This is a genomic window from Micromonospora pallida, from assembly GCF_900090325.1.
Lineage (GTDB): Bacteria > Actinomycetota > Actinomycetes > Mycobacteriales > Micromonosporaceae > Micromonospora > Micromonospora pallida.
The window spans coordinates 4,582,720-4,601,813 of sequence record NZ_FMHW01000002.1 but is presented as its reverse complement, the minus strand read 5'-3'; the positions used below and the strand labels follow the sequence as shown (position 1 = coordinate 4,601,813).

The window sequence follows — 19,094 nt, the reverse complement described above, 5'->3', positions numbered from 1 at the left end:
GCGGCCTGAGTCGTCGGACCACTGAAGTGATCTCAGCGACTTTCGGGTAGGTATCGGTATTCGAAGTGGGTCAGGTGTAGAGCCGCAGCGACGATGTCGCCGATCCTGCGGGGGCCGGCGGTGGTGTGGTGTAGCGCTTTCCAGCGTCCATGGAGGATGGCGAAGCCGCGTTCGCCTTGCCAGCGCAGGCCGCGTAGCAGCCGGTTGGTGGTGCGGTTGTCGGGAGCGAGTCGCTGGCCGTCGGTGGGTTGCTTGACCGGGGTCTTGATGCCGTGGCCTGCGCCGTCGTAGCCGGCATCGGCCAGGGCAGGCAGGTCAAGCTCGGCGGCGGACCAGTTCAGCACGGCGGTGATGCCCTATAGTTGGGCGCAGGTCAGGTCGTGCAGATGGCCTGGCATCGCCTCGGAGGTCCATACCGGCAGCCCGTCCGGGCGCATGATCGCTTGGATGGTCGGGCCGAAGTCGCGGTGCTTTCCGGAATACCACGCGTCGATGGTGTCGCCCTTGACGCTGAGCGTGGTCTCCGCGACGCGGTCACAGTCGAACAGCTTGCCGTCGAGGATCACGTACGACCAGCCGTCGTCGGCGACCCGCTGCAACGCCTCGTGCAGGCCGGGCGCCCGCGCGGCGAGGACCGCGACACCCTCGGCCACGTACCGGTACGCGGTCGCCCGCGACACGCCGAACCCAGCGCCCAGCAGCGTCTTGTCCTCCGCCTTACGGAACCAGATCAGCACGAGCAACGCCTGGTAGAAGCAGGTCAACGCCCGTGTCCCACGTCGAGTGCCCCGAGCCCGGCGCTCGGCGGCCAGCAGGCGGGCGAGGTAGCGCACCAGTTCCTTGGGCACGTCGACCATGGCACGATAGGCAATCACGTGGAGCCCTCTCGAAGACGCGGTTTCTGTCGCAAGAACCTGTCTATCGATGGCTCCACGCCTGCATCCAGCATTGCCCGACCTGACCCGATATGCCCGTGTCGATCAGATTCAGCCCACTCCTCTCGCTGAGATCACTTCAATGCTGGAGATGTTCACCTTCGAAGGCGATCGCATCGTTGAGCTATGGGGCCTGTCGGCCAAGGCGCAGGCGAAGCCTTAGCCTGGTTCCGCTGCCGTACGAATTCGACGAGGGCGATGTCGCCGGTCGATCCCGGCCGGGGGCTCCACCTCCATCAGGCGATTCACGGGAGCTGCCGCGAGAAGGCCGGATGACAGCTACCCGGCCCGAGGGGTAGGCGGCGGGGCGGCCGATGTGGCAGTGCGCGGGCGTTCGGGCTGCACAGCCCGTCGAGGGCCAGTTCGAGATAGCGGCGCCATGCCTGCGGTTCCGCCTCCAGCAGGGGCGCTGCTGTCTGGTGGATGCCGCCGAGCAGCAGCACGATGTCCGTCCCCGTGATGTCGCTGCGGACGGCGCCCTGCTCGCGCGCCCGAGCCGTGAGGGCCTCGGCGACGTCGCAGAGGTGGTTGATCGCGTCCCGCACCTCGGAGTGTTGCAGCGACGGGCGTCCGATCACCTCGCAGAAGGCGCGGTCGGCGACGAGTGCCTCGACCCCGGTCGTCATGAACTCCCGTAGCGCCCCTGCCGCGTCGTCGGCATCGAGAAGCCGGTCTGCTGTGCTGGTGAGCCGGTCGAGCAATTGGAGCATGATCGCCGCGAGCAGGTCGTCCTTCGAGGCGAAGTGCCGGAACACCGTGCCCTTGGCGAGGCCGGCGCGTTGGGCGATCTCGCCCATCGACACCTCCACCCCGCGCTCGGCGAACGCTGCGGTCGCGACCCCAAGCAGGAGGCGCCGATTGCGCACCATGTCCGCTCTCTGGCCCGGCGTGGGTGTCGACCCGGTCATGCGTGCCTCCTCTCTGTGGAGCCTATCACCAAAATGACCGTGCGGTCATGTTGGCTGCTACGGTCAACATGACCCGCCGGTCACTTTCGGCTCGCCGGCCGCCGGCAGACGCGGGTTGCGGACTCGAACCACGAACCCCTGGGAGGGAAACGTGAGCAACACCCTGGAAGGCAAGGTCGTCCTCGTCACCGGCGCGTCCTCGGGCATCGGCCGGGCCACCGCGCTCGCCCTGTCGAAGGCGGGCGCCCGGGTCGCGGTCGGAGCTCGGCGGGCAGACCGGCTGCAGTCCCTCACGCAGGACGCCCCCGGCGAGATGCTGGCCCTTGAGCTGGACGTCACCGACCGCCAGTCGGTGCAGGACGCGGTCGCGGCGACCGTGGAGCGATTCGGAGCCCTCGACGTCCTGGTGAACAACGCAGGCGTCATGCTCAGCGGCCCGATCCTGGGCGCCGACACCACGGAGTGGACGCGAATGGTCGAGACCAACCTGCTCGGATCGATGTACGCGGTCCATGCCGCGCTGCCTCATCTGCTCCGGTCCAGGGGTGCCGTCGTGCAGATCTCCTCGACCTCGGGGCGTGCGGCATCGGCCGCGAGCGGCGTGTACGCGGCCACCAAGTTCGGTGTCACCGCTTTCTCGGAGGCGTTGCGGCAGGAGGTCACCGCCCAGGGCGTGCGGGTCGTCGTCATCGAGCCCGGATTCGTCGCGACCGAGCTGACCAGCCACCTCACCGACCCGGCCATGCAGGCCGCGGCGAAGAACATGGCGGAGTCCATGCGGACCCTCCAGGCCGAGGACATCGCCGGCGCGGTTGTGTACGCGCTCACCCAGCCCGAGCACGTCGCCGTCAACGAGATCCTGATTCGACCGACCGACCAGACCCGCTGAACCCGGCGTGCTGGCCCGCCGCCGGTGCGGAGGTGCGCACACCTCCGCCCCGGACCGGTCGTTGATCAGCCCCAGTTCTGCGGGGCCGGCTGCCGGATGGTGGCGTTGATCCGGTTGAAGAAGTTGGTGGTGGCGATCCAGAGCACCAGCGCCGCCAGTTCCTTCTCTCCGACCATGCACCTGGACCGCGACTACGACAACACCCCGACCCGCGACCTGCTCGACGAACTGGGCCTGCAGGGCGAGATCGCCCGCAAGGGCGTGCCCGCCCCGATCCAGGTCGGTAAACGTTGGGTGGTGGAGCGCACGAACTCGTGGATGAACGGCTCCGGCAAGATCCGCCGCTGTACCGAACGCGACGCGAAGATTATCGACTTCTATCTTTACCTGGCCGCCGCCCTCGTCGCCGTACGTCAACTCATCCGCCGTGCCCGAACGCTCCACCGGTGGGACACCCGCCCCACCACCCGACGCCTCAAGTGACACCTATAGCCGGTCGCTCTTAGCAACGCGCGGCCGGCTCCGGGGTCGCTAGGCCGTCGGGGCGCTGGCCCGATGTGGGTCACTGAGCAGCCGGTCGGCGCCTTGGCGGACGGCGTGCCAGTCGGTCTTGGGTGTGCGGGCGAGGTTCCTGGCGAGCCAATGCGCGCGGTCCTCGTGTTCCCGCCGTAGTCCGGCGAGGTCAAGGTCAACACCGGGCAGGCCGCCACGGCGTTCCAACTCCTCGACCCGCTGCCGCATCGCCGTCATCAGCCCTCGGTCGAGCGCGTGTACGGCTTCGAGGTATGCGGCGGTGGGGACGCAGAACCGGACGGCCGTGCCGGCAGTGAAACCGATCTCGCCGTCGTCCCCGTGCCGCCAGTCCACGGTGATCTCGTCGCGCTCGCCGCGGACGGTTCGCCAGAACCGCAGACTCGGAGCATTCCGAAGGTAGCCGAGGTCCAGAGAGTGCTCGCCGTACCAGTTCACGGCCGTAACCACTGGATGGTCGGGTGCACTTGGATCGATGTCCTCGGACCCGTCGTCGTCACCGGCGGTGACGAAGGCGAGCGGATCGCATGCCCACTGCGCGGGGTCAGAGGCGATGAACAACTGCAGATCGGCGGGCACCGACTCGAGGACGTGCGGTGTGAGGACGTTGACGTCTTCCCAGAGCCGGGCCAGATAGTAGTCGATGTAGGGATGCGGATGATCGAGGCGGGTCCGGCGCAGCAACTGGTGCCCGCCGATCTCGAGCCAGTACCAGCCCTCGGTGAGCCCGAACCAGTGCAGCGTTGGTTGGTCACCGCCCCACGACGACACCTCGTCCAGCGGATAGAGTTCGAAGCGGAACCCGATCACCGAGGCAGTATCCCGTACGCCTCATTGGTCCGAGGATGTCGACATGGGCGGTCGCGACCCCGCTCCGCGCGGATCGCGGCAGATCTGGATGACGGCCCGGTCCGCCGGGGAAAATCGGGCCACGGGCGGGGAGGGCAAGCCGGATGGAGGCGTCAGGCGTACGCCGAGCGCGTTCGTTCCTGCGCCTCGAAAAGCTCGTCACCGTACCGGATGATCCATTCCGCGAGTGCACGCATCGGCCCGTCGGCGAAGGTCTGGCCGAGGGGTGCCTCGGCATACGACCTCCGTTCGGTCAGGCCGTTGGTGATGAGCCGGTTGGAGTGCCTCGGTGAGAGCCTTGTCACTGATGCCGCCGATGTTCGCGCGAAGTGCGCGGCGACGTTGCGGGCCGGCGGCGAGAGCCGCCAGAACCACCGGATCCCACACATGCGTGAACAGGTCCGTTCCCATCCGCAGCCGGCAGTCCGCCACGAAATCCACGCAGCCGCCGTCCGTATCACGAGACATCCGGTCATCGTGTCATGGCCGATGCACACCTGCTGGTGCGTAACGACCCGATCAGTTCGCATCGGACTTTCTAGGGTCTGACTGGGCGTTTTAATCTTGTCTGCAGGTGATTGGCGGCGTTTGACCCGCCGAATGTCAAGCCAGCAGGGCAGACGACTCTTGACTATCCGACACCATCTGTCCCGATTGATGCCGCATCGATATGCCGGCTTCGTTCCGCGGATCGTGTCTGGTTCAAGAGAGCTCCGGAATCGTCAGACTTCAGGTGCGCCCCGCCACCGCAGCTCCACAGTAGACCTACCGCATGACCGAGCGAGCCGCCTACCCGTCCGACCTGTCCGACGCTCGCTGGGCACTGATCGCGCCACGGCTGACCGCCTGGCGCCAGGCCCGCACCGACGCCGGCGTCGGCGGACGCACCGCCAACCACGACCTCCGCGAGATCCTCAACGCGATCCTCTACGTCAACCGCACCGGCATCCCCTGGCGGTACCTACCCCACGACCTACCGCCATGGCAGACCGTCTACGGCTACTTCGCCGCATGGAGCAAGGAAGGAATCTTCACCGAGCTCAACTACGACCTCACCGGCCTCGTCCGCGACCACAGCGGGCGAAATGCCGAGCCCACCGCGTCCATCATGGACAGCCAGAGCGTGAAGACCTCCACCAACGTCCCGACCGCGACCCAGGGCACCGACGCAGGCAAGAAGATCGTGGGCCGCAAGCGCGGCATCATCACCGACACCCTCGGCCTGCTCCTCGCCGTCATCGTCACCGCTGCCAGCGCCAGCGACAACACGATCGGCATGAACCTGCTCGACCGAGCCACCGCCACCTACCCCACCCTGACCAAGACATGGGCCGACACGGGATTCAAGAACCGAGTCGTCGAACACGGCGCCGCACTCGGCGTCGACGTCGAGATCGTCACCAAGGATCCGCACGTCAAGGGCTTCAGCGTGGCCAACGCAGATGGGTGGTCGAACGCACGCTGGGCTGGCTGATGCAGCACCGCCGGCTCGTGCGCGACTACGAAGCCCGACCCGACAACTCCGCCAGCATGATCACCATCGCCATGATCGACAACCTCGCCAAACGCCTCACCACCGAAACCACCCCAACCTGGCGAGACGACTAAACCGCCATAACACGCAAAGTGCGTGAATCAGACGTCCTCTCAGGAACGCTGATGGGGGGCGACCCCTACGGGCCGCAAGACGAGCACCGCAAGCACGTCCGCCGAGCGGGACGGGGCGAGGTCGGTATGACCAGCCAGGATCGAGCGGCAGCACTCTTAATCCGCGGGTTCGGGGTTCGAGTCCCTGGTGGAGCACCAGCAATAAAGACTCTGACCTGGGGTTTCACCCTGGGTCGGAGCCTTTATCGTTTCCCTGTGGGCGGTCCGGTTCCCGGTGGGTGCTCGGGAGCGGTTGGACCGTTCTGATCAACGCCGCGCCGGAACACCTCGACCGCCTCGGCGTCGAGCCGACACGGACGGTAAGGTCGGTCGAGCCGGCCATGGCCGACCTGCCCGCCCCCCTCAACAGGCAGAGGACGCATGCGGACCACCACAGTTGGCAACGTCAGGATCCTGCTTCCGGATCTCGATCCCGACGACCTCGACAGCACCAGCGAGCTGACCGACGACCTCAACGACGCCAACGTCGAGGGTGCCGCCTGGCGCGGCGCTGGGCTCGAAGGCGTCCGGTTCCGCAGCAGCCGGATTGCCGGTGTGGACCTCAGCGAGAGCACCTGGGAGGCGGGAACCCTGTTCGGTTGCGAGATCAGCCGCACCGGCTTCTCCGGCGCGGCTCTGTCCGGCATCGCCATCGAACGCTGCGCCGTCACCGGCTCCCGGTTCACCGGCACCAGACTCACCGACATCCGCCTGAAGGACGTCCTGTTCGAGGGATGTCGCTAGGCCGTCGACGTCAGCGACGCTACCCAACGGTTGGACGCGTTCATCGTCTCGCTCGACATCGCGCTCGGTCAGCAGGTCAACAAGGGATACCCGCACATTCTTTCGGCCGCGACCACTGACGGCGATGGGGCGGACTGGACGCTGACCGTGGCCCGTCAGCTTTCTCGGCCGGCTGTTGTTCGGTTGCCCAGCCGAGGAGGACTCGGCCGATCCGTCGCTGATGTCTGCTCAACGGGCGGTGTCGTCCCGATCGTCTTTTCGAGGTGGACACGGGTCGGTAGCGTTTGTCCACATGAGGCGATCGGCCCTGAGCGGGTTGCTGGAGGTGTTCGCGCGGCCCTTTCGACGCCGGTCCCGACTGTCGCTGCGGGAACTGCGCGGCTCCGCCACCCCACGGCGGGCCCGGTTCGGCACGACGGATCTGGGATCCCGAGGGGTGTCTTTCCGCCTGTTCGAGCCCGGGGAAGGGCCGCGTCTGGCTGATCGTGGGCGGGCACCCGAGGTGCGCCATCTGCCGCCGCTCGACGCCCGCCTGGCCGCCGACCCGGCTCCGCGCCGCCGAGGGCCACAGCCGCACCGCGGCAACATCTTCCTGCACGACAACGACAACTGAACCTTCCTGCACGACAACGACGACTGAACCTTCCTGCACGACAACGACAACTGAACTGCCCCGGGCACGGACGACGCCGGTTACAGACAGGAGCGCCAGCCAGTGGTTTCGCGTACCAGAATCGCCCGTCCTGGCGGCGGCGCGGGCAGCCCGACGAAGGTCAAGGGCGGGTTCATCATCTGGCTCTCCGGCGCGGACCTCGCCACCCTGCAGAAGTGCCCCAGTGAGCGGGGGAAGTTCACCGGCGTCGGCGGGGTGGTGTTGACGACGGCGGTCATGGCGGCCGTGTCGTTCGCGTTCGCGCTCCACACGGGCGCCCACGCGCCGCTGCCCGTGGCGATCGGCGCCGCGCTGTTCTGGGGCCTGGCGATCATGAACCTGGACCGTTGGCTGGTGACCGCGACCCACCGCCGGGAGCGCTGGTACCAGAACCTGGTCGTCGCGCTGCCGCGGTTCGTCCTGGCGATCATCATCGGTGCGGTGATCTCGACGCCGCTGGTGCTGTGGATCTTCCAGAGCGAGATCGAGGCCGAGCTGAAGGTGATGCAGGCCGCCGCGCACAGCGACTTCCAGGAGCAACTCAACAACAACGTCCGGCTCAAGGAGATCCCCGAGCTGCAGGCTTCCGTGACGAGACTCCAGGCGGTCGCGGACGGCACGGCCCGGGACGCGATTCCGCCCAGTGCGGAGATCGTCAAGCTGCGGAGCGAGTTCGAGAAGCTCGACCGGGAGGCGGTCCGTCTACAGGACGACGCGACGGACGAACTCGACGGCGACGGCGGCACCCGGGTCAGAGGAGAGGGCCCGGTCTACAAGCGCAAGCAGGCGCTGGCCACCAAGGCGCGCACCGAGGCCAACGCGGCCAAGAAGAAGCTCGACACGGCCGAGGCCACGTTCGCCGCCAACTCCGAGGAGGCGATCGCGCAGGCGCGGGAGTCGGCGAAGGCGGAGCTCACGCAGCAGCGGGAGCGGCTCAACAGCCTCGTGGCGGAGAAGCGGACCCGCGAGGAGCAGTTCGACGAGCGCAACGAGAGGCCCGGCATCCTCGCTCGGCTGGACGCGCTGAGCAGCCTCACCAGCCGTACCACCACGCTCCAGACGGCGTACCTGGCGCTGCTGCTGTTCATCACCGCGATCGAGGTGCTGCCGGTGCTGGTGAAGTTCCTGATGAGCCTCGGCCCGCCCACGCTCTACGACCGGATCCTCGCCGACGGCCACCAGTCCCGGATCGAGCAGGCCACGAAGGCGTTCGACTACGAACGCCAGATCGCCGAGAGCGAGTTGAAGGAGCGGCTGCAACGCGAGAACGAGGCCGTGCCCGGCCTGGTCAAACAGATGGTCGACGCCGAGAGGGAGGTGTACGAGAAGAAGATCGGCCAGTGGCGTGAGACCGAGTTGGGGGACGCCCCGACCACGTACCCTCGTCCGGCCGCCCGTCGCCGTCGCGGTGCTGCTCCGGCTCCCTCGTGGCCGACCCCGTCCCAGCGGGAACGCACCCAGTCCGAGGAGGAGTCCTGGGAGTGAATCCCATCCCGGCGGACCACCCCCGGCTGCCGCGGCAGGCGACGCGCCGGGCGCCGGCCAGGAACTACGTCTGGACACCCCAGGGTGGGCGGATGTCGGACGGCGGTTCGGCGGTCCGCGACGGCCGTTCCGGGAACGTCGGGTCCTGCGTACCCGGGACCTCGGTCGCCGGTGGGGTGCCGGGCGGCAGGTTCGGGTCGTCGTCCGGTCCGGGGGAACCGATCAGCCAGGCCAGCAACGCGAGCGCGACGGGTACGACCACCACCAGGAGCAGCCACGCCGACACGCGGCGGCGGCCGGGGGCGTCGTCGTGGCTCGAGGTCGGCCCGCCGCGCCCGACGAACCGCAGACGTCGGACCCGCCACCGCAGCTTCTCGAACCAGGACGCCGCCCCGGGTTCAGCCTGCTGGGGCTCCGCGTGTGGGTGCTGAGAATGTGGGTGGTAGGAGACCGTGGTCTCGGCCCCGGCCCCGGCGTACTGGTCATGGTGCGATGGGACTGTCTGACCCGGATGACGAACGGACGGCACCGTCTGATCCGGGTCGTGGCCGGCTGACACCGGACGGTCCGGGCGGTAGACGGGTGACACCGGGTGGTCCGGGTGGTGGGCGTGGTGCAGCGGCACCGCCTGATCCGGGTGGCGCGGCAGGCTGGCGTCGCTGGGCCGCGCTGGCGGGCCCGCTCGTCCGACGGCGGGGCGCGGTACGGGCGGTTCGGCCAGCAGACTCAGCGGCCACTCCGGGCCCGCCCGCAGGCCCACATGCAAAAAGAGGACGCGCAGTTGGTTCCGCGGTACGGGCCTGGGTGCCTTCGGCATGTCCCCGTACCCGAGCAGGATGCCGTAGGCGAGCGGTTGCAGGTGCTGTGGGTCGATGTTCCGGGCCGCCAGCAGCGCGGCCAGGAAGTCGTGGGCCCACTTCGGCGAGCCGCCCGCGCGGGTGAGCAGCCGGGCCAGGTGGTGCAGGGCCTCACCGGGGGAAGGGTCCGGTGCGTCCCACCGCACCCGGTCCGGATCCCGGGGTGCGAGCACGGCGGCGACCAGGTCGGCCGCCAGCACAGCCGTCAGCCGCAGACCGGCCGGCGGGGAACTGTCCAGCGACGCCGCGACGTCCGCCACCGGGTCGGGCAGCCAGCCGATCTCGTCGAGCGCGACCTCCGGGATCCGCTGTCGCCCGGCCAGCTCCGCGACGACGAAGTCGGCGGACGCCTCGAACAGGACGGTATCCGGGTCCAGGTCGTGATCGACACCGAGGCTCAGCCAGAGTCCACGGGCGGCGCGGCGGTCGGCGAGGTCGGCGTGGATCCCCTCGGGCAGGGTGAGCCCCAGCGCGAAGTCGGCTATGGCCAGGCGGTCCGCCTGGAAGTGCCGGTCCAACAGTTCGGCCAGCTCGTCGTGCCACCCGGAGTGCGAGGAGCCCGCCGTGGGCAGCTCGAGCAGGTTCTGCTCGGGTGTCCCCTCCTGCGACTCGACCAGGAAAGCGAAGAGGTGCTGGCGTACCTCGGAACCGGGGTTGTCCTGGACATGCCTCAGCGCCTGCGACAGATTGCTTTTGGACCACCTCCGGAGCAGGTCCAGCACCCTCAGCAGCCGGGGCTGCTGGACGGCGTCGGCCAGCAGACCGGGCACGTCGGCGAGGGTCAGCTCCTTGTGCAGCTCCGCGATCTTCTCCAGGAACTGCGGCGCGTTCAACTCGGCGGTCTGTAGTTCGGCGTCCAGCCGGCGGCCGGTGGCGGCGCACCCGACCAGCCAGTCGAACCCGAACTGTTGCGCGGTGTTCCCGAACCGCAGCGCGTCGTCGGCGTCGCGGGCCGGGGCGCCGAACATCTGCTCCAGGTTGCGGGCCAGGTTGTGGGCGTCGGCGGCCATCGCCTCGGGCAGCCGGCCCGCCGCGACGCGTTTGCCGCCCAGCTCCGGGCGCTGGAGCAGACAGGTCGACCAGGACCAGCGTCGGGTGCGGCTGGGCGGAAGCGCGGCCAGCACGTGGGGGATCAGCGCCGAGGCGTCCACCGGGTCCAGTGGTATCCCCACCACGGGCCGGCCCAGCAGCACGGCGGCCAGCACCCCACGGTAGGCGGCGGCGACGGCCTTGGGGTCGGGCGCCCGCGACGGTGGGTCACCGGCGGCGAGTTCCTTGCGCCCCTGCGCCCAGGCGTCGGCGGGGTGCACGCGGTCGGCCGCCAGGAAACCGAACCGGCAGGTGCCGGCCACCCCGAACGGGCCACCGCGGCCCTGGACCGCGAAGCACCAGTAGGCCGCGCCGTCGACCACGACGTGGCGCAGGCTCCAGACCGGTACGCCGACCGTCGACCGGATCGACTCCGGCGGCTGTACGACATCACTGAACAGCAGGTCCTCGGCGGCCCGCCAGAAGGCGCGGGGAGCGCGGCGGTTGGCGTCCTCCTGGGGGCTGAAACCGGCGGCGCTGATGTCGGCGTACTGGACCACGGTCATTGGTGCCATGCGCGCGCCTTTCCCAGCATGACCATCAGCAGTTGGGTGAGGGCCGCCGACCGCTCGTTGACCCGGGGGAAGGACTTGTCGGGGTCGAGCGGGGCGAGGGCGGCCTGCCCGGCGAGCTGCGTCGCCACCGGCACGGTGGCCAGCGGTGAGCAGAGGAAGAACCGCAGGTCGACGTTGGTCTTGGTCAGGATGGTGTGCACGGCGTCGACGTGCCCGAGACCGCAGACGATTCCGCTGCCCAGGGCCGACATCACCAGATCACGGGCCAACAGCTTCGCCCCCGTCGCGGGGTTCAGGGACGTGTCGAGATGGTCGCCGATGGACGGCACCCGCAGCAGCCAGGGAAACTGCCCGCGTGCCGTGTCGCCACGGACCTCGTCCTCCGCGCCGACGTGCACCAGGTTCCAGAACCGGTCCGGGTCCGCGTAGTGGCGCAGCAGGTCGATCGCCACCGCCCGGGCCCGCTCGATGCGCCACTCCTGCTGGGCGTTGTGGTCGCCGAGGATCAGGGTGAGCAGGGCGGCCGCGCCGGAATCGGCGGTGCAGTCGCCGCGACTGAGCCGGGTGGCCGTCTCCATCAGGTACTTCACCACCCCGAGGTGGACGGTGCCGTCCTCCTGCCATTCCTTGGGCAGGTGCCCGTCGAGCGAAGCGTGGATCAGGTCGCACTTGTTGACGGCGATGGCGAGCGACTGGGTGGTGCTGCGCTTGGAGGTCCACTTGCCCCCGTGCCCGGCCAGCAGCTCGCCCAGGCGGAGCTGGACGTTGTTGCGCTTCGCCCGGATCTGGTCGGCGTCGATGGTGGCGAGGCTGCCCGGCCGCAGGTTGCCGTCCATCACGTCGGCGTAGCTGTGCCGGGTGGCCGAGTTGCGGATGATGCCGTCGCCGCCGTCGGCGATCACCGGGTCCACCACCCAGACCAGCGCGTCGTAGAGGCGCAGGTTGGTGTTCTCCGACCGGAACTCGTTCCGTTCGGTGAACAGCTCGCCGGGGAGGTCGGAGACTCCCGTCCAGATCGGCTCGCCGCCGGTCGCGGTACGGATGACCAGCGGCTGCCGGCTGCCGCGTCCCCAGGTTTGCGCGTGCGCCGGGCCGTTGACGACGGTCTCGCGGATGATCCGCTGGATCTCGTCGACCAGGTCCGGCATCAGCTCCCGGAGGATGCCGTAGGGCGTGCCCTCGAGGTCGAGGTTCGTGGCCGGGATCGGCGCGCCCTCGCTGAGGGTACGGCTGTAGTGGCTGCCCCGGACCCGCATCGGCACCTCCTCCAGCGGGGTCAGCTCGATCTTGTGCATCCGGGCCGGGTCGCTGGCGCCGTAGAACTTCTCGTTGACCAGGCTCTGCCGCAACGTGCGCAGCATCAGGTACGTCTTCCCGCTGCCCGTCGGCCCGACCGCCGCGACCATGCTCCAGCTCTCGGCGGGCCGGGCCGGCTGCTGCCGCCCGTTGTGGTACATCGGCGTGTCACTGGGAAAGATGTGGCCGTTGCCGCAGAGCAGGTACTCGAAGGCGACCTCGGTCGGCGGTACGTCCGAGGTCGTGTCGAACGGGTTCCCGTCCACGTAACTGAGCCGCCAGTGGAACTGGCCGGGCCGGATCGACGCCTGCACCTCCAACCGCAGCGCCGGCAGTTGCCGGTATTTGCCGGCGTCGAGGTCCTGGCTGGCGGGCTTGCCCAACAGCCCGCCGCAGACCGGACAGGACCGGCCGAACCTCCGCTCCGCGGAGGTCATCTCCACGTGGTCCGTCCGGTCGGCCGGGGCGAGACGTCTGCGCAAGCGGTCGAAGAGGCTCATCCCCACACCTGCCAGATCCACGCGGCCACGGTGACCACCAGGGCCGCCCCGAGTCCGCCCACGACACCGGCGGCGGCGCCCCACCACCGCCCGACGTTCGCGGCGTCGGCCAGATACCGCGCCAGCGCCGTCTCCACCCGTACGACGGTGGCCGGGTTCGCGTGCTGGCCGCGCTCCAGCCAGTCGCCGAACTGGTGCCCCAGCGCCCGCAGCGGCCCGGCCCCACCGAACCGGTCCCGTATCCGGCCCCGCAGGCCGGGGAACACGTCCACCATGTCTCACTTCCCCAGTACGACGGCGCCGCAGGCCAGGATCACCGTGATGCCGGTGATCGCCAGACCGACCGCCGCCATGACTCGTCCCGCCGTCCGCCGCGCCACGATCTGCGCCTGCGCCAGCGCCGCCTCGTATCCGTCCTCGACCAGTTCGATACCCGTCTGGGTGTGCTCGCGGGCCCGGCGCAGGATCTGCCGGACATCCTCGGCGTACCGCTGAAGCTCCTCGTCGCGCTGGTCCTCCTCCACCCCGGCAGCGGCGACGAGGCGGTTCACCCAGTCCGCCGTGGACCACTCGGGGTCCTCGATCTGCTGCGAGAACGCCTCGCCCAGCACGGTGCGCAGCTTGTCCCAGCGCTCGCCGGGGAACCGCAGCTCCAGCTCCCGTACGGCGAGGTGGTGGCTGTCCGCGTTGCGGTTGCGGCCGGGTGGGCCGCTGTCCTCGTGCAGCAGGCTGCTGCGCACCCAGTAGTAGCCGCCGAGCATGCTGAGCAGGACCAGCGCGAAACCGAACCGGTCCTGCGCGTACAGGATCCCGGCCGGGACCTTGCGGTCGTACTGGCGCGACTCGGCCGCGAAGCGGCGCAGGTTGCCGTACGAGTAGGTGGGGGTGAACCTCGGGTAGCGCGGGGGCGGGGTGACCCGGATGGCCGCGTCGGCGTCGATCAGGACGTACGCGGTCGAGCCGGGCAGTGTCACCCGGCACACGTTGTCGGGCTTGATGTCGCAGTGCGCGATGTCGTTGCGGTGCATCGCGTCCAGACCGTCGGCGAGACCGGTGAATCGTTGCAGGTGCTCGGTCACCGGGTCGTCGTCGTAGCGGTTCACCCACTCGATCTCGTCCACGTACGGCGAGACGGCCAGCAGGGTACGCGCGGCGGCCAGCATGTCCGGCGCGTACCAGGAGGGGAACCCACCCGCGGTCTCCTCCATCGCGTGGACGTCCTCGCCGAGCTGGGTCGGCTGCGCCCCGCCCACAGCCTGGCTCAGCCAGTCGCCGCGCACGATCTGCACCGGTACGACACCCCACGGCGGGCGCATCGGATTGCGGGCGCCCAACGCCCGGTTGGCGCGCTGCACGTACTCCGTCTGGCGGGTGAGGAAACGCAGCAGGTTCTCGGCGTCGCCCTGGGTGGCGCAGCGGTAGATCTTCACGTGCCACCTGCGCCAGCCGCCCGACTCCATCAGGAGGTTCCGCGCGGTGGTGAAGATGACCTCGGCCTCGACGTGCAGGGGGGCCGGGTCGTCGTCGATCGCGGGCACGGCGAAGCCGACTCGTTTCGGCTCGGCGGGTGGGGGCTGCTCGATCAGGAGCTTGGCGGTCCAGCCCGGGCCGATGAGGGTGAAGACGAGTTCGGTGTCGGGCAATGTCAGCCTTCCTCGACGGCGTGGTAGCGGATGATCGACGACTGTCCGTTCCCGGCCGTGTGGCGGTACTCGATGGTGCCGTGTTCCCCGCAGGCCACCGGTTGCTGCTGGGGCAGCAGCGGACGGCCGTCGACCACGACGCGGTACTCGGGGCGCTCGGCCGTGCGCCAGAGCTGCATGAGCCGGGCGTGGTAACGGATCATCAGCAGTCGGCCACGTGGCACGGCGACGACCCCGCGCGGCACCTCGACCGGCACGTACTTTCCGGCGCTCGGCAGCAGCCGGCCGAGGCCCAGCCAGGTGTCCAACGAGCGCAGTCGGTACTCCAGCCTGAGGTCGGTGGCGTAGACCAGGGTCAGCCGGAGCGTGATCGAGCCGTCCGGCACCGGATCGCCACCCGGGTCGGTGGTCGGTGCGCCCAAATTCCGTGGGATCACCACCCGGAACCCCGGGGCCGGCAGCGACGGGTCGATGTCGTGGTACAGGGCGTCGAGTCGGGCGCCGTCCAACTCGACATCGAACGCCTGCGCTGCGTGCTCCCGGATCCGGCGCTTCACGTCGCCCACGTCCCGGTCGGTGTAGAGGTGGACGGTCACCCGCAGGGCGCTCCGCTCGGCGGGCGACAGCGCCGCCCGTACGGCGGCACAGTAGTCGGCGACCTCCGCCGCCGCCCGCTCGAACACCATCCGTTCGTAGGCGGACGACGACGGGGGACTGCCGTAGGACGGTGGTGGTGTCATGACGCCTTCCTCAGCGCCGCTGCCAATTGCTCGACCAGGTGCCGGGCCCGCCGCCCGCCGGTCCTGTCGTCCGGCGCCTCCAGCACCACGGCGAAGGCCACCGGCCCGCGCCGGGTCTCGACGTAGCCGGCGACCCAGGACTGGTCGCGGACGAACCGGCCGGGCGGGATCACCTCGTGGGTGCCGGTCTTGACCCAGACGGGCAGCCCGGCCGTGTCCAGCCCGGCGGCGGTGCCGGTGGTCGCGACCTCGCTGATCGACTCGGCCAGCGCGGCGGCGACCGTCGGCGTCACCGCGGTGACGCGGTCCGGCGTCGGGGTCGTCACCGCCCCGGTGGCGGGCGTCCGCAGCGACCGGACCAGGGACGGTTCGACGGCCACCCCGCCGTTGGCGATCGTCGCCATCACCGACGCCATCGCCAGCGGCGTCCCGTTGACCTGCCCGCCGCCGAGCGTGGCGTTGCCGATGGCGACCCCGTCGACCTCGGCGGGCACGCACGAGTCGGCGGCCCCGACCATCGCGGGAGCCAGCCAGTCGGTCCGCTTCGCGCAGGCGCCGACACGCAGGCCGAACAGTTCGGCCCGGGCGGCGATGGCGGGCCAGCCGATTCGCTCGGCGAGTCGGACGAAGGCGGTGTTGCAGGAGACCGTCAGGGCCCGCTGGAGGGTGATCTCGGTGTCGAAGTAGCCGCCTGCGCAGTTGTCGTCCGAGGCGTTGCGAATGGTGACGGTGTCGGACAGGGGCACCGCGACGGGCGCCGGGATCAGGCTGTCGGGTCGGCCGCCCGAGGAGAGGTACTCGGCCGCGATCACCGCCTTGAAGGTCGACCCGAATCCGTAGTGCTTGCCGAAGGCACGGTTCACCGACGGCTGCGGGACGAACTCGGCGGGCAGCCGCTTGCCGGCGAGGTACGCGAGCAACTCGGGATCGGGCTGGTCGGCCGCCTCGGGGCGCGGCGTGTAGGACCACCGCCAGCACGAGGACAGCGTCCGCCCGTCCGCCTCGTCGGGGTCGCAGTCGGCGGCCCCCACCGCGCCGTCGAGGCGGCCGTCCGGGCCGATGTGGTCGTACCTGCGTCGGCCGGTCAGGTACTTGTCGACCTCGGTGAGGTCGCCGGTGGCGGCGGGCGGCCGGGGGGTCGGCTGTAGCGGCACCGACACGCCGGCCAGCACCTGTCCCGTCACCGCGTCCAGCACCACCATGCCGCCCGCGAGCGGAGTCGTACCCGCCGGTCCCGGCGTGCTCATGGCGGTCGCCATCGCGTGTTGCAGGGCGGGATCGACGGTCAGGTCGATGACGCCGTCGGGCGGGACGTCGGCGGGATCGCGCGGCGGCGCGAGCCGACGGCCCAGGGAGGTGCCGGCGGTGCCGTTGGTGACGGCGGGGAAAGACTGGTCGACGACGCCGAGGCCGCCGCCCGGCACGGCGAGCAGACCGGTCAGGTCCCGCATGGTCAGTCCGCCCTCCCAGGAGCCGACCGGGGCCCAGCCGCCACGGTCGCGGTCCTGCCGCAGCACGGGACGCCCGCCGAGGCGGACCTCCACGACCGTGCGCCGGTACGCGATCCGGTCGGTCGAGCAGGTGCGCGGATCAGGCGCCGGCGACAGCACCCCGTCCCGGGTGGCCTGGCGCAGCTCGCAGGGTGGGCGGTCGGCCGCGTACGCGGCGGGCAGCGGCGTCAGCGGGGCCGGGTAGGGCACCAGCGTCGCCAGCGTGACTAGGGCCAGGCAGGCGGCGAAGCCGGCGAGGACCCCCGAGCGCAGGTGCCCGACGGTCCACCCCGACCGGCGCGTCGCCGGACCGGGCGCCGGCTGCGCACGCTGGGCGGAACGTAGCGTGTCCGGCTGCCACGTCCCCACGGTCCGGGGCGTCATCGCCAGGGCGAGGGTGATCGCGAGCAGCAACGCGAGCGTGGAGTGGCCACCACGGGACAGGAACGGCACGGGGATACCGGAGTGCGGGATCAGGTTCAGCGTCGCGGCCAGCACGAAGAAGAACTGCCCGATGATCATCGCGGCCAGCCCGATCGCGAGCAGGGCGGACAGGCGCGGCCGGACCGTACGCAACCCGGGCGCGGCCACCCGCCGCAGCGCCGCGCACAGCAGCACCGTCAGCACCGCGACCGCCAGCACGACCAGCCCACCGAGCTTGTTCCAGACCGCCGCGAGGACGAAGTCCGTCGCCTGACCCGGCACCACGGCGGACATGTGGTCGCCGAGACCCCGGCCCCACAGGCCGCCGTCGGCGACCGCCGCGAGGCTCTTGGCCACCTGAGAGCGGGCGGCCTCCTGGTTGGCCAGCATGGACTCCTGGCAGAGGCTGACCCCGGAAAAGGTCTTCGGTGGGTTGTCGACGGGGACGCAACTGCTGTCCCAGCGGTGCGCCCACGGGTCGGCCCAGACCCGAACCCGCTTGGCGACGTATCCGCTGGCGATGACGAGGGCGGCACCGGCGAAGCCCAGAACGACCAGGGACCAGGCGAACAGGCGGTAGCGCGGGATGACCCGGACGATGCCGCGCAGGTCCAGCCCGGGGCCGTGCTCGTGGCTTCCAGCGGCGACGAGCGCGCCGTGCCGCGTCGTCGCCCAGGTGACACCGACCATCGCGGCCAGGACGGGAATGAGGGTGCCGAAGTCGTTGCGAAGTCCGGAGAGGACGGCGACCACCGCGAAGAGACCCAGCGGGTAGAGCACGTGCCGCGTCGCGTGCACCTGGGCCCGTAGTCGTGCGACGCGCCCCAGGCGCCGGCCGGCCGAGATCCCGGCGGGCGGCGTCACGAAGAACCGGTGGCTGTACCGGCCCACGACGGCCGCCAGCGACAGGAGGAAGAAGAGCTTGCCGTACTCGGGGGTGGCGACACCGAGGAAGGTGAGCCGCGCCTCACCGGTGGACGGACCGAACAGCGGCAGCAGGAAGAGGAGCACCATCACGGCGGTCGACAGGCCGATGGCCGCCGGGGCCACCGCAGGCTCCGCGGCGTTCCGCCAGGACCGCAGCCAGCGTCCCACCCGGCCGGTACGGCCCGATCGCGGCGCGGCGAGCAGGTGACCGGCGCCCAGCACCAGGGCGAACAGCAACAGCGGAAACACCAGTACGGACAGGCCCTCGCCGCGTTCCTGCGCGCGCAGGCCGCTGCCGAACGGGTCAGCGGGATCGGGCACCACCACGAGGCGTACCAACAGCAGCGCCCCGAACTGGGCGAGCGCGGCCGTCGCGAGCAGCACGGCGAGCGCCGCCCGGGGCGTTTCCCCACCGTGGGCGCGGCGGAGCAGGACGATCGCCGCCTCGGTGAGTACGGCCGACAATCCGCCGGCGATCAGCACCCAGACGGTGTCGGTGTGGGCGCTCAGCCAGAATCCGGCCGCGACGAGCAGTTGTGGGACGAGATACGGATGGCGGGCCGCCCAGGCCATCGGGGCACTCGGCCGTTGCCGGCCGGAACCGGCCGCTCCCAGCAGTCGCCAGCAGGAAACCGCAGACCACAGCAGGCCGACCAGGATGAGCAGGTTGGTGTTCGCTGGCCCCGAGAGAAGCGCTGTGACGATGGCCCGGCCCTCCGCCCGTTCGCACTCTTCCGTGATTGCCCAGGTACGCTAGGCGATCCGGATTGCCGATCACAATCGGTGTTCAGTCAGCTAATCCTGCCTGAACGTTGCAACCGGACTGTCCAGAGTGGATAACGGATGGCCCGTCGGACAGGGGAGGTACGGCCGCCGATACGGCGGCGGGCACGGGAGGTGCGGCCGCCGGGCCGGCGGCGAGCAGGTCACGGCGTCGGACTGGTCGAAAGCCAGGCCGGGAGGGCGATGGACAA

General features: G+C 70.3%; 13 protein-coding genes and 5 pseudogenes. 7 read left to right on the top strand and 11 right to left on the bottom strand.

The annotated features are described in order from the left end of the window. Positions 1 to 32: 32 nt before the first annotated feature. Positions 33 to 875: pseudogene (locus GA0074692_RS18915) on the bottom strand (transposase family protein). A 49-nt stretch (positions 876 to 924) separates the two neighbouring features. Here GA0074692_RS18915 and GA0074692_RS34825 point away from each other — a divergent pair. Next, complete coding sequence (locus tag GA0074692_RS34825) at positions 925 to 1,098, top strand: hypothetical protein (RefSeq protein ID WP_176738497.1); 174 nt, start codon at positions 925 to 927, stop codon at positions 1,096 to 1,098. Positions 1,099 to 1,180: 82 nt separating this feature from the next. On the opposite strand, the gene GA0074692_RS18910 is transcribed toward GA0074692_RS34825, so the two are convergent. Next, positions 1,181 to 1,804: a TetR/AcrR family transcriptional regulator gene (locus GA0074692_RS18910; RefSeq protein ID WP_176738496.1), complete on the bottom strand. Its 624-nt coding sequence runs from the start codon at positions 1,802 to 1,804 to the stop codon at positions 1,181 to 1,183. 190 nt (positions 1,805 to 1,994) lie between these two features. Here GA0074692_RS18910 and GA0074692_RS18905 point away from each other — a divergent pair, with 190 nt between their 5' ends. Together GA0074692_RS18905 and GA0074692_RS18895 are read left to right on the top strand one after the other, a co-directional pair. Then, positions 1,995 to 2,732: an SDR family NAD(P)-dependent oxidoreductase gene (locus tag GA0074692_RS18905; RefSeq protein WP_091646490.1), complete on the top strand. Its 738-nt coding sequence runs from the start codon at positions 1,995 to 1,997 to the stop codon at positions 2,730 to 2,732. 174 nt (positions 2,733 to 2,906) lie between these two features. Next, a pseudogene (locus GA0074692_RS18895) lies at positions 2,907 to 3,215 on the top strand (IS5/IS1182 family transposase); the annotation flags it as partial. A gap of 48 nt (positions 3,216 to 3,263) precedes the next feature. Here GA0074692_RS18895 and GA0074692_RS18890 read toward each other — a convergent pair. The 3 genes and pseudogenes from GA0074692_RS18890 to GA0074692_RS37010 form a co-directional block, all read right to left on the bottom strand. Next, positions 3,264 to 4,073 carry a DUF5984 family protein gene (locus tag GA0074692_RS18890; RefSeq protein ID WP_091646487.1) on the bottom strand — a complete coding sequence of 270 codons (810 nt, stop codon included), beginning with the start codon at positions 4,071 to 4,073 and terminating at the stop codon, positions 3,264 to 3,266. Positions 4,074 to 4,225: 152 nt separating this feature from the next. Next, positions 4,226 to 4,417 (bottom strand): hypothetical protein, encoded by a 192-nt coding sequence (locus GA0074692_RS36080; protein WP_245730368.1) that lies wholly within the window; start codon positions 4,415 to 4,417, stop codon positions 4,226 to 4,228. A gap of 22 nt (positions 4,418 to 4,439) precedes the next feature. After that, positions 4,440 to 4,523 (bottom strand): annotated as a pseudogene (locus GA0074692_RS37010) (hypothetical protein); the annotation flags it as partial. Between the two features lie 361 nt (positions 4,524 to 4,884). Between GA0074692_RS37010 and GA0074692_RS18880 the strand changes: the two are divergent. From GA0074692_RS18880 to GA0074692_RS18870, 4 genes and pseudogenes are all read left to right on the top strand, one after another. After that, a pseudogene (locus tag GA0074692_RS18880) lies at positions 4,885 to 5,720 on the top strand (IS5 family transposase). A gap of 420 nt (positions 5,721 to 6,140) precedes the next feature. Then, a pseudogene (locus tag GA0074692_RS18875) lies at positions 6,141 to 6,500 on the top strand (pentapeptide repeat-containing protein); the annotation flags it as partial. 295 nt (positions 6,501 to 6,795) lie between these two features. Next, positions 6,796 to 7,116 carry a hypothetical protein gene (locus GA0074692_RS34060; protein WP_141725331.1) on the top strand — a complete coding sequence of 107 codons (321 nt, stop codon included), beginning with the start codon at positions 6,796 to 6,798 and terminating at the stop codon, positions 7,114 to 7,116. Positions 7,117 to 7,218: 102 nt separating this feature from the next. Beyond that, positions 7,219 to 8,640 (top strand): DUF4407 domain-containing protein, encoded by a 1,422-nt coding sequence (locus GA0074692_RS18870; protein WP_091646485.1) that lies wholly within the window; start codon positions 7,219 to 7,221, stop codon positions 8,638 to 8,640. A 64-nt stretch (positions 8,641 to 8,704) separates the two neighbouring features. Here the strand turns inward: GA0074692_RS18870 and GA0074692_RS18865 are convergent, their stop codons facing one another. The 6 genes from GA0074692_RS18865 to GA0074692_RS18840 are packed head-to-tail and all read right to left on the bottom strand — an operon-like array spanning position 8,705 to position 18,693. After that, positions 8,705 to 11,101, bottom strand: a complete 2,397-nt coding sequence (locus GA0074692_RS18865; protein ID WP_141725330.1) for a hypothetical protein — start codon at positions 11,099 to 11,101, stop codon at positions 8,705 to 8,707. Then, entirely contained in the window at positions 11,089 to 12,918 is a 1,830-nt protein-coding gene (locus tag GA0074692_RS18860; protein WP_218106689.1) for a hypothetical protein, read from the bottom strand. Before GA0074692_RS18860 ends, GA0074692_RS18865 begins: the two co-directional genes overlap by 13 nt. Continuing rightward, positions 12,894 to 13,172 carry a hypothetical protein gene (locus GA0074692_RS18855; protein WP_091646477.1) on the bottom strand — a complete coding sequence of 93 codons (279 nt, stop codon included), beginning with the start codon at positions 13,170 to 13,172 and terminating at the stop codon, positions 12,894 to 12,896. Before GA0074692_RS18855 ends, GA0074692_RS18860 begins: the two co-directional genes overlap by 25 nt. A 3-nt stretch (positions 13,173 to 13,175) precedes the next feature. Next, complete coding sequence (locus GA0074692_RS18850; protein WP_091646475.1) at positions 13,176 to 14,540, bottom strand: protein kinase family protein; 1,365 nt, start codon at positions 14,538 to 14,540, stop codon at positions 13,176 to 13,178. A 2-nt stretch (positions 14,541 to 14,542) separates the two neighbouring features. Continuing rightward, positions 14,543 to 15,280: a hypothetical protein gene (locus tag GA0074692_RS18845; protein ID WP_091646473.1), complete on the bottom strand. Its 738-nt coding sequence runs from the start codon at positions 15,278 to 15,280 to the stop codon at positions 14,543 to 14,545. Beyond that, positions 15,277 to 18,693, bottom strand: coding sequence for a penicillin-binding transpeptidase domain-containing protein (locus GA0074692_RS18840; RefSeq protein WP_091646470.1), 3,417 nt, complete (start codon positions 18,691 to 18,693; stop codon positions 15,277 to 15,279). Before GA0074692_RS18840 ends, GA0074692_RS18845 begins: the two co-directional genes overlap by 4 nt. Positions 18,694 to 19,094: the final 401 nt, after the last annotated feature.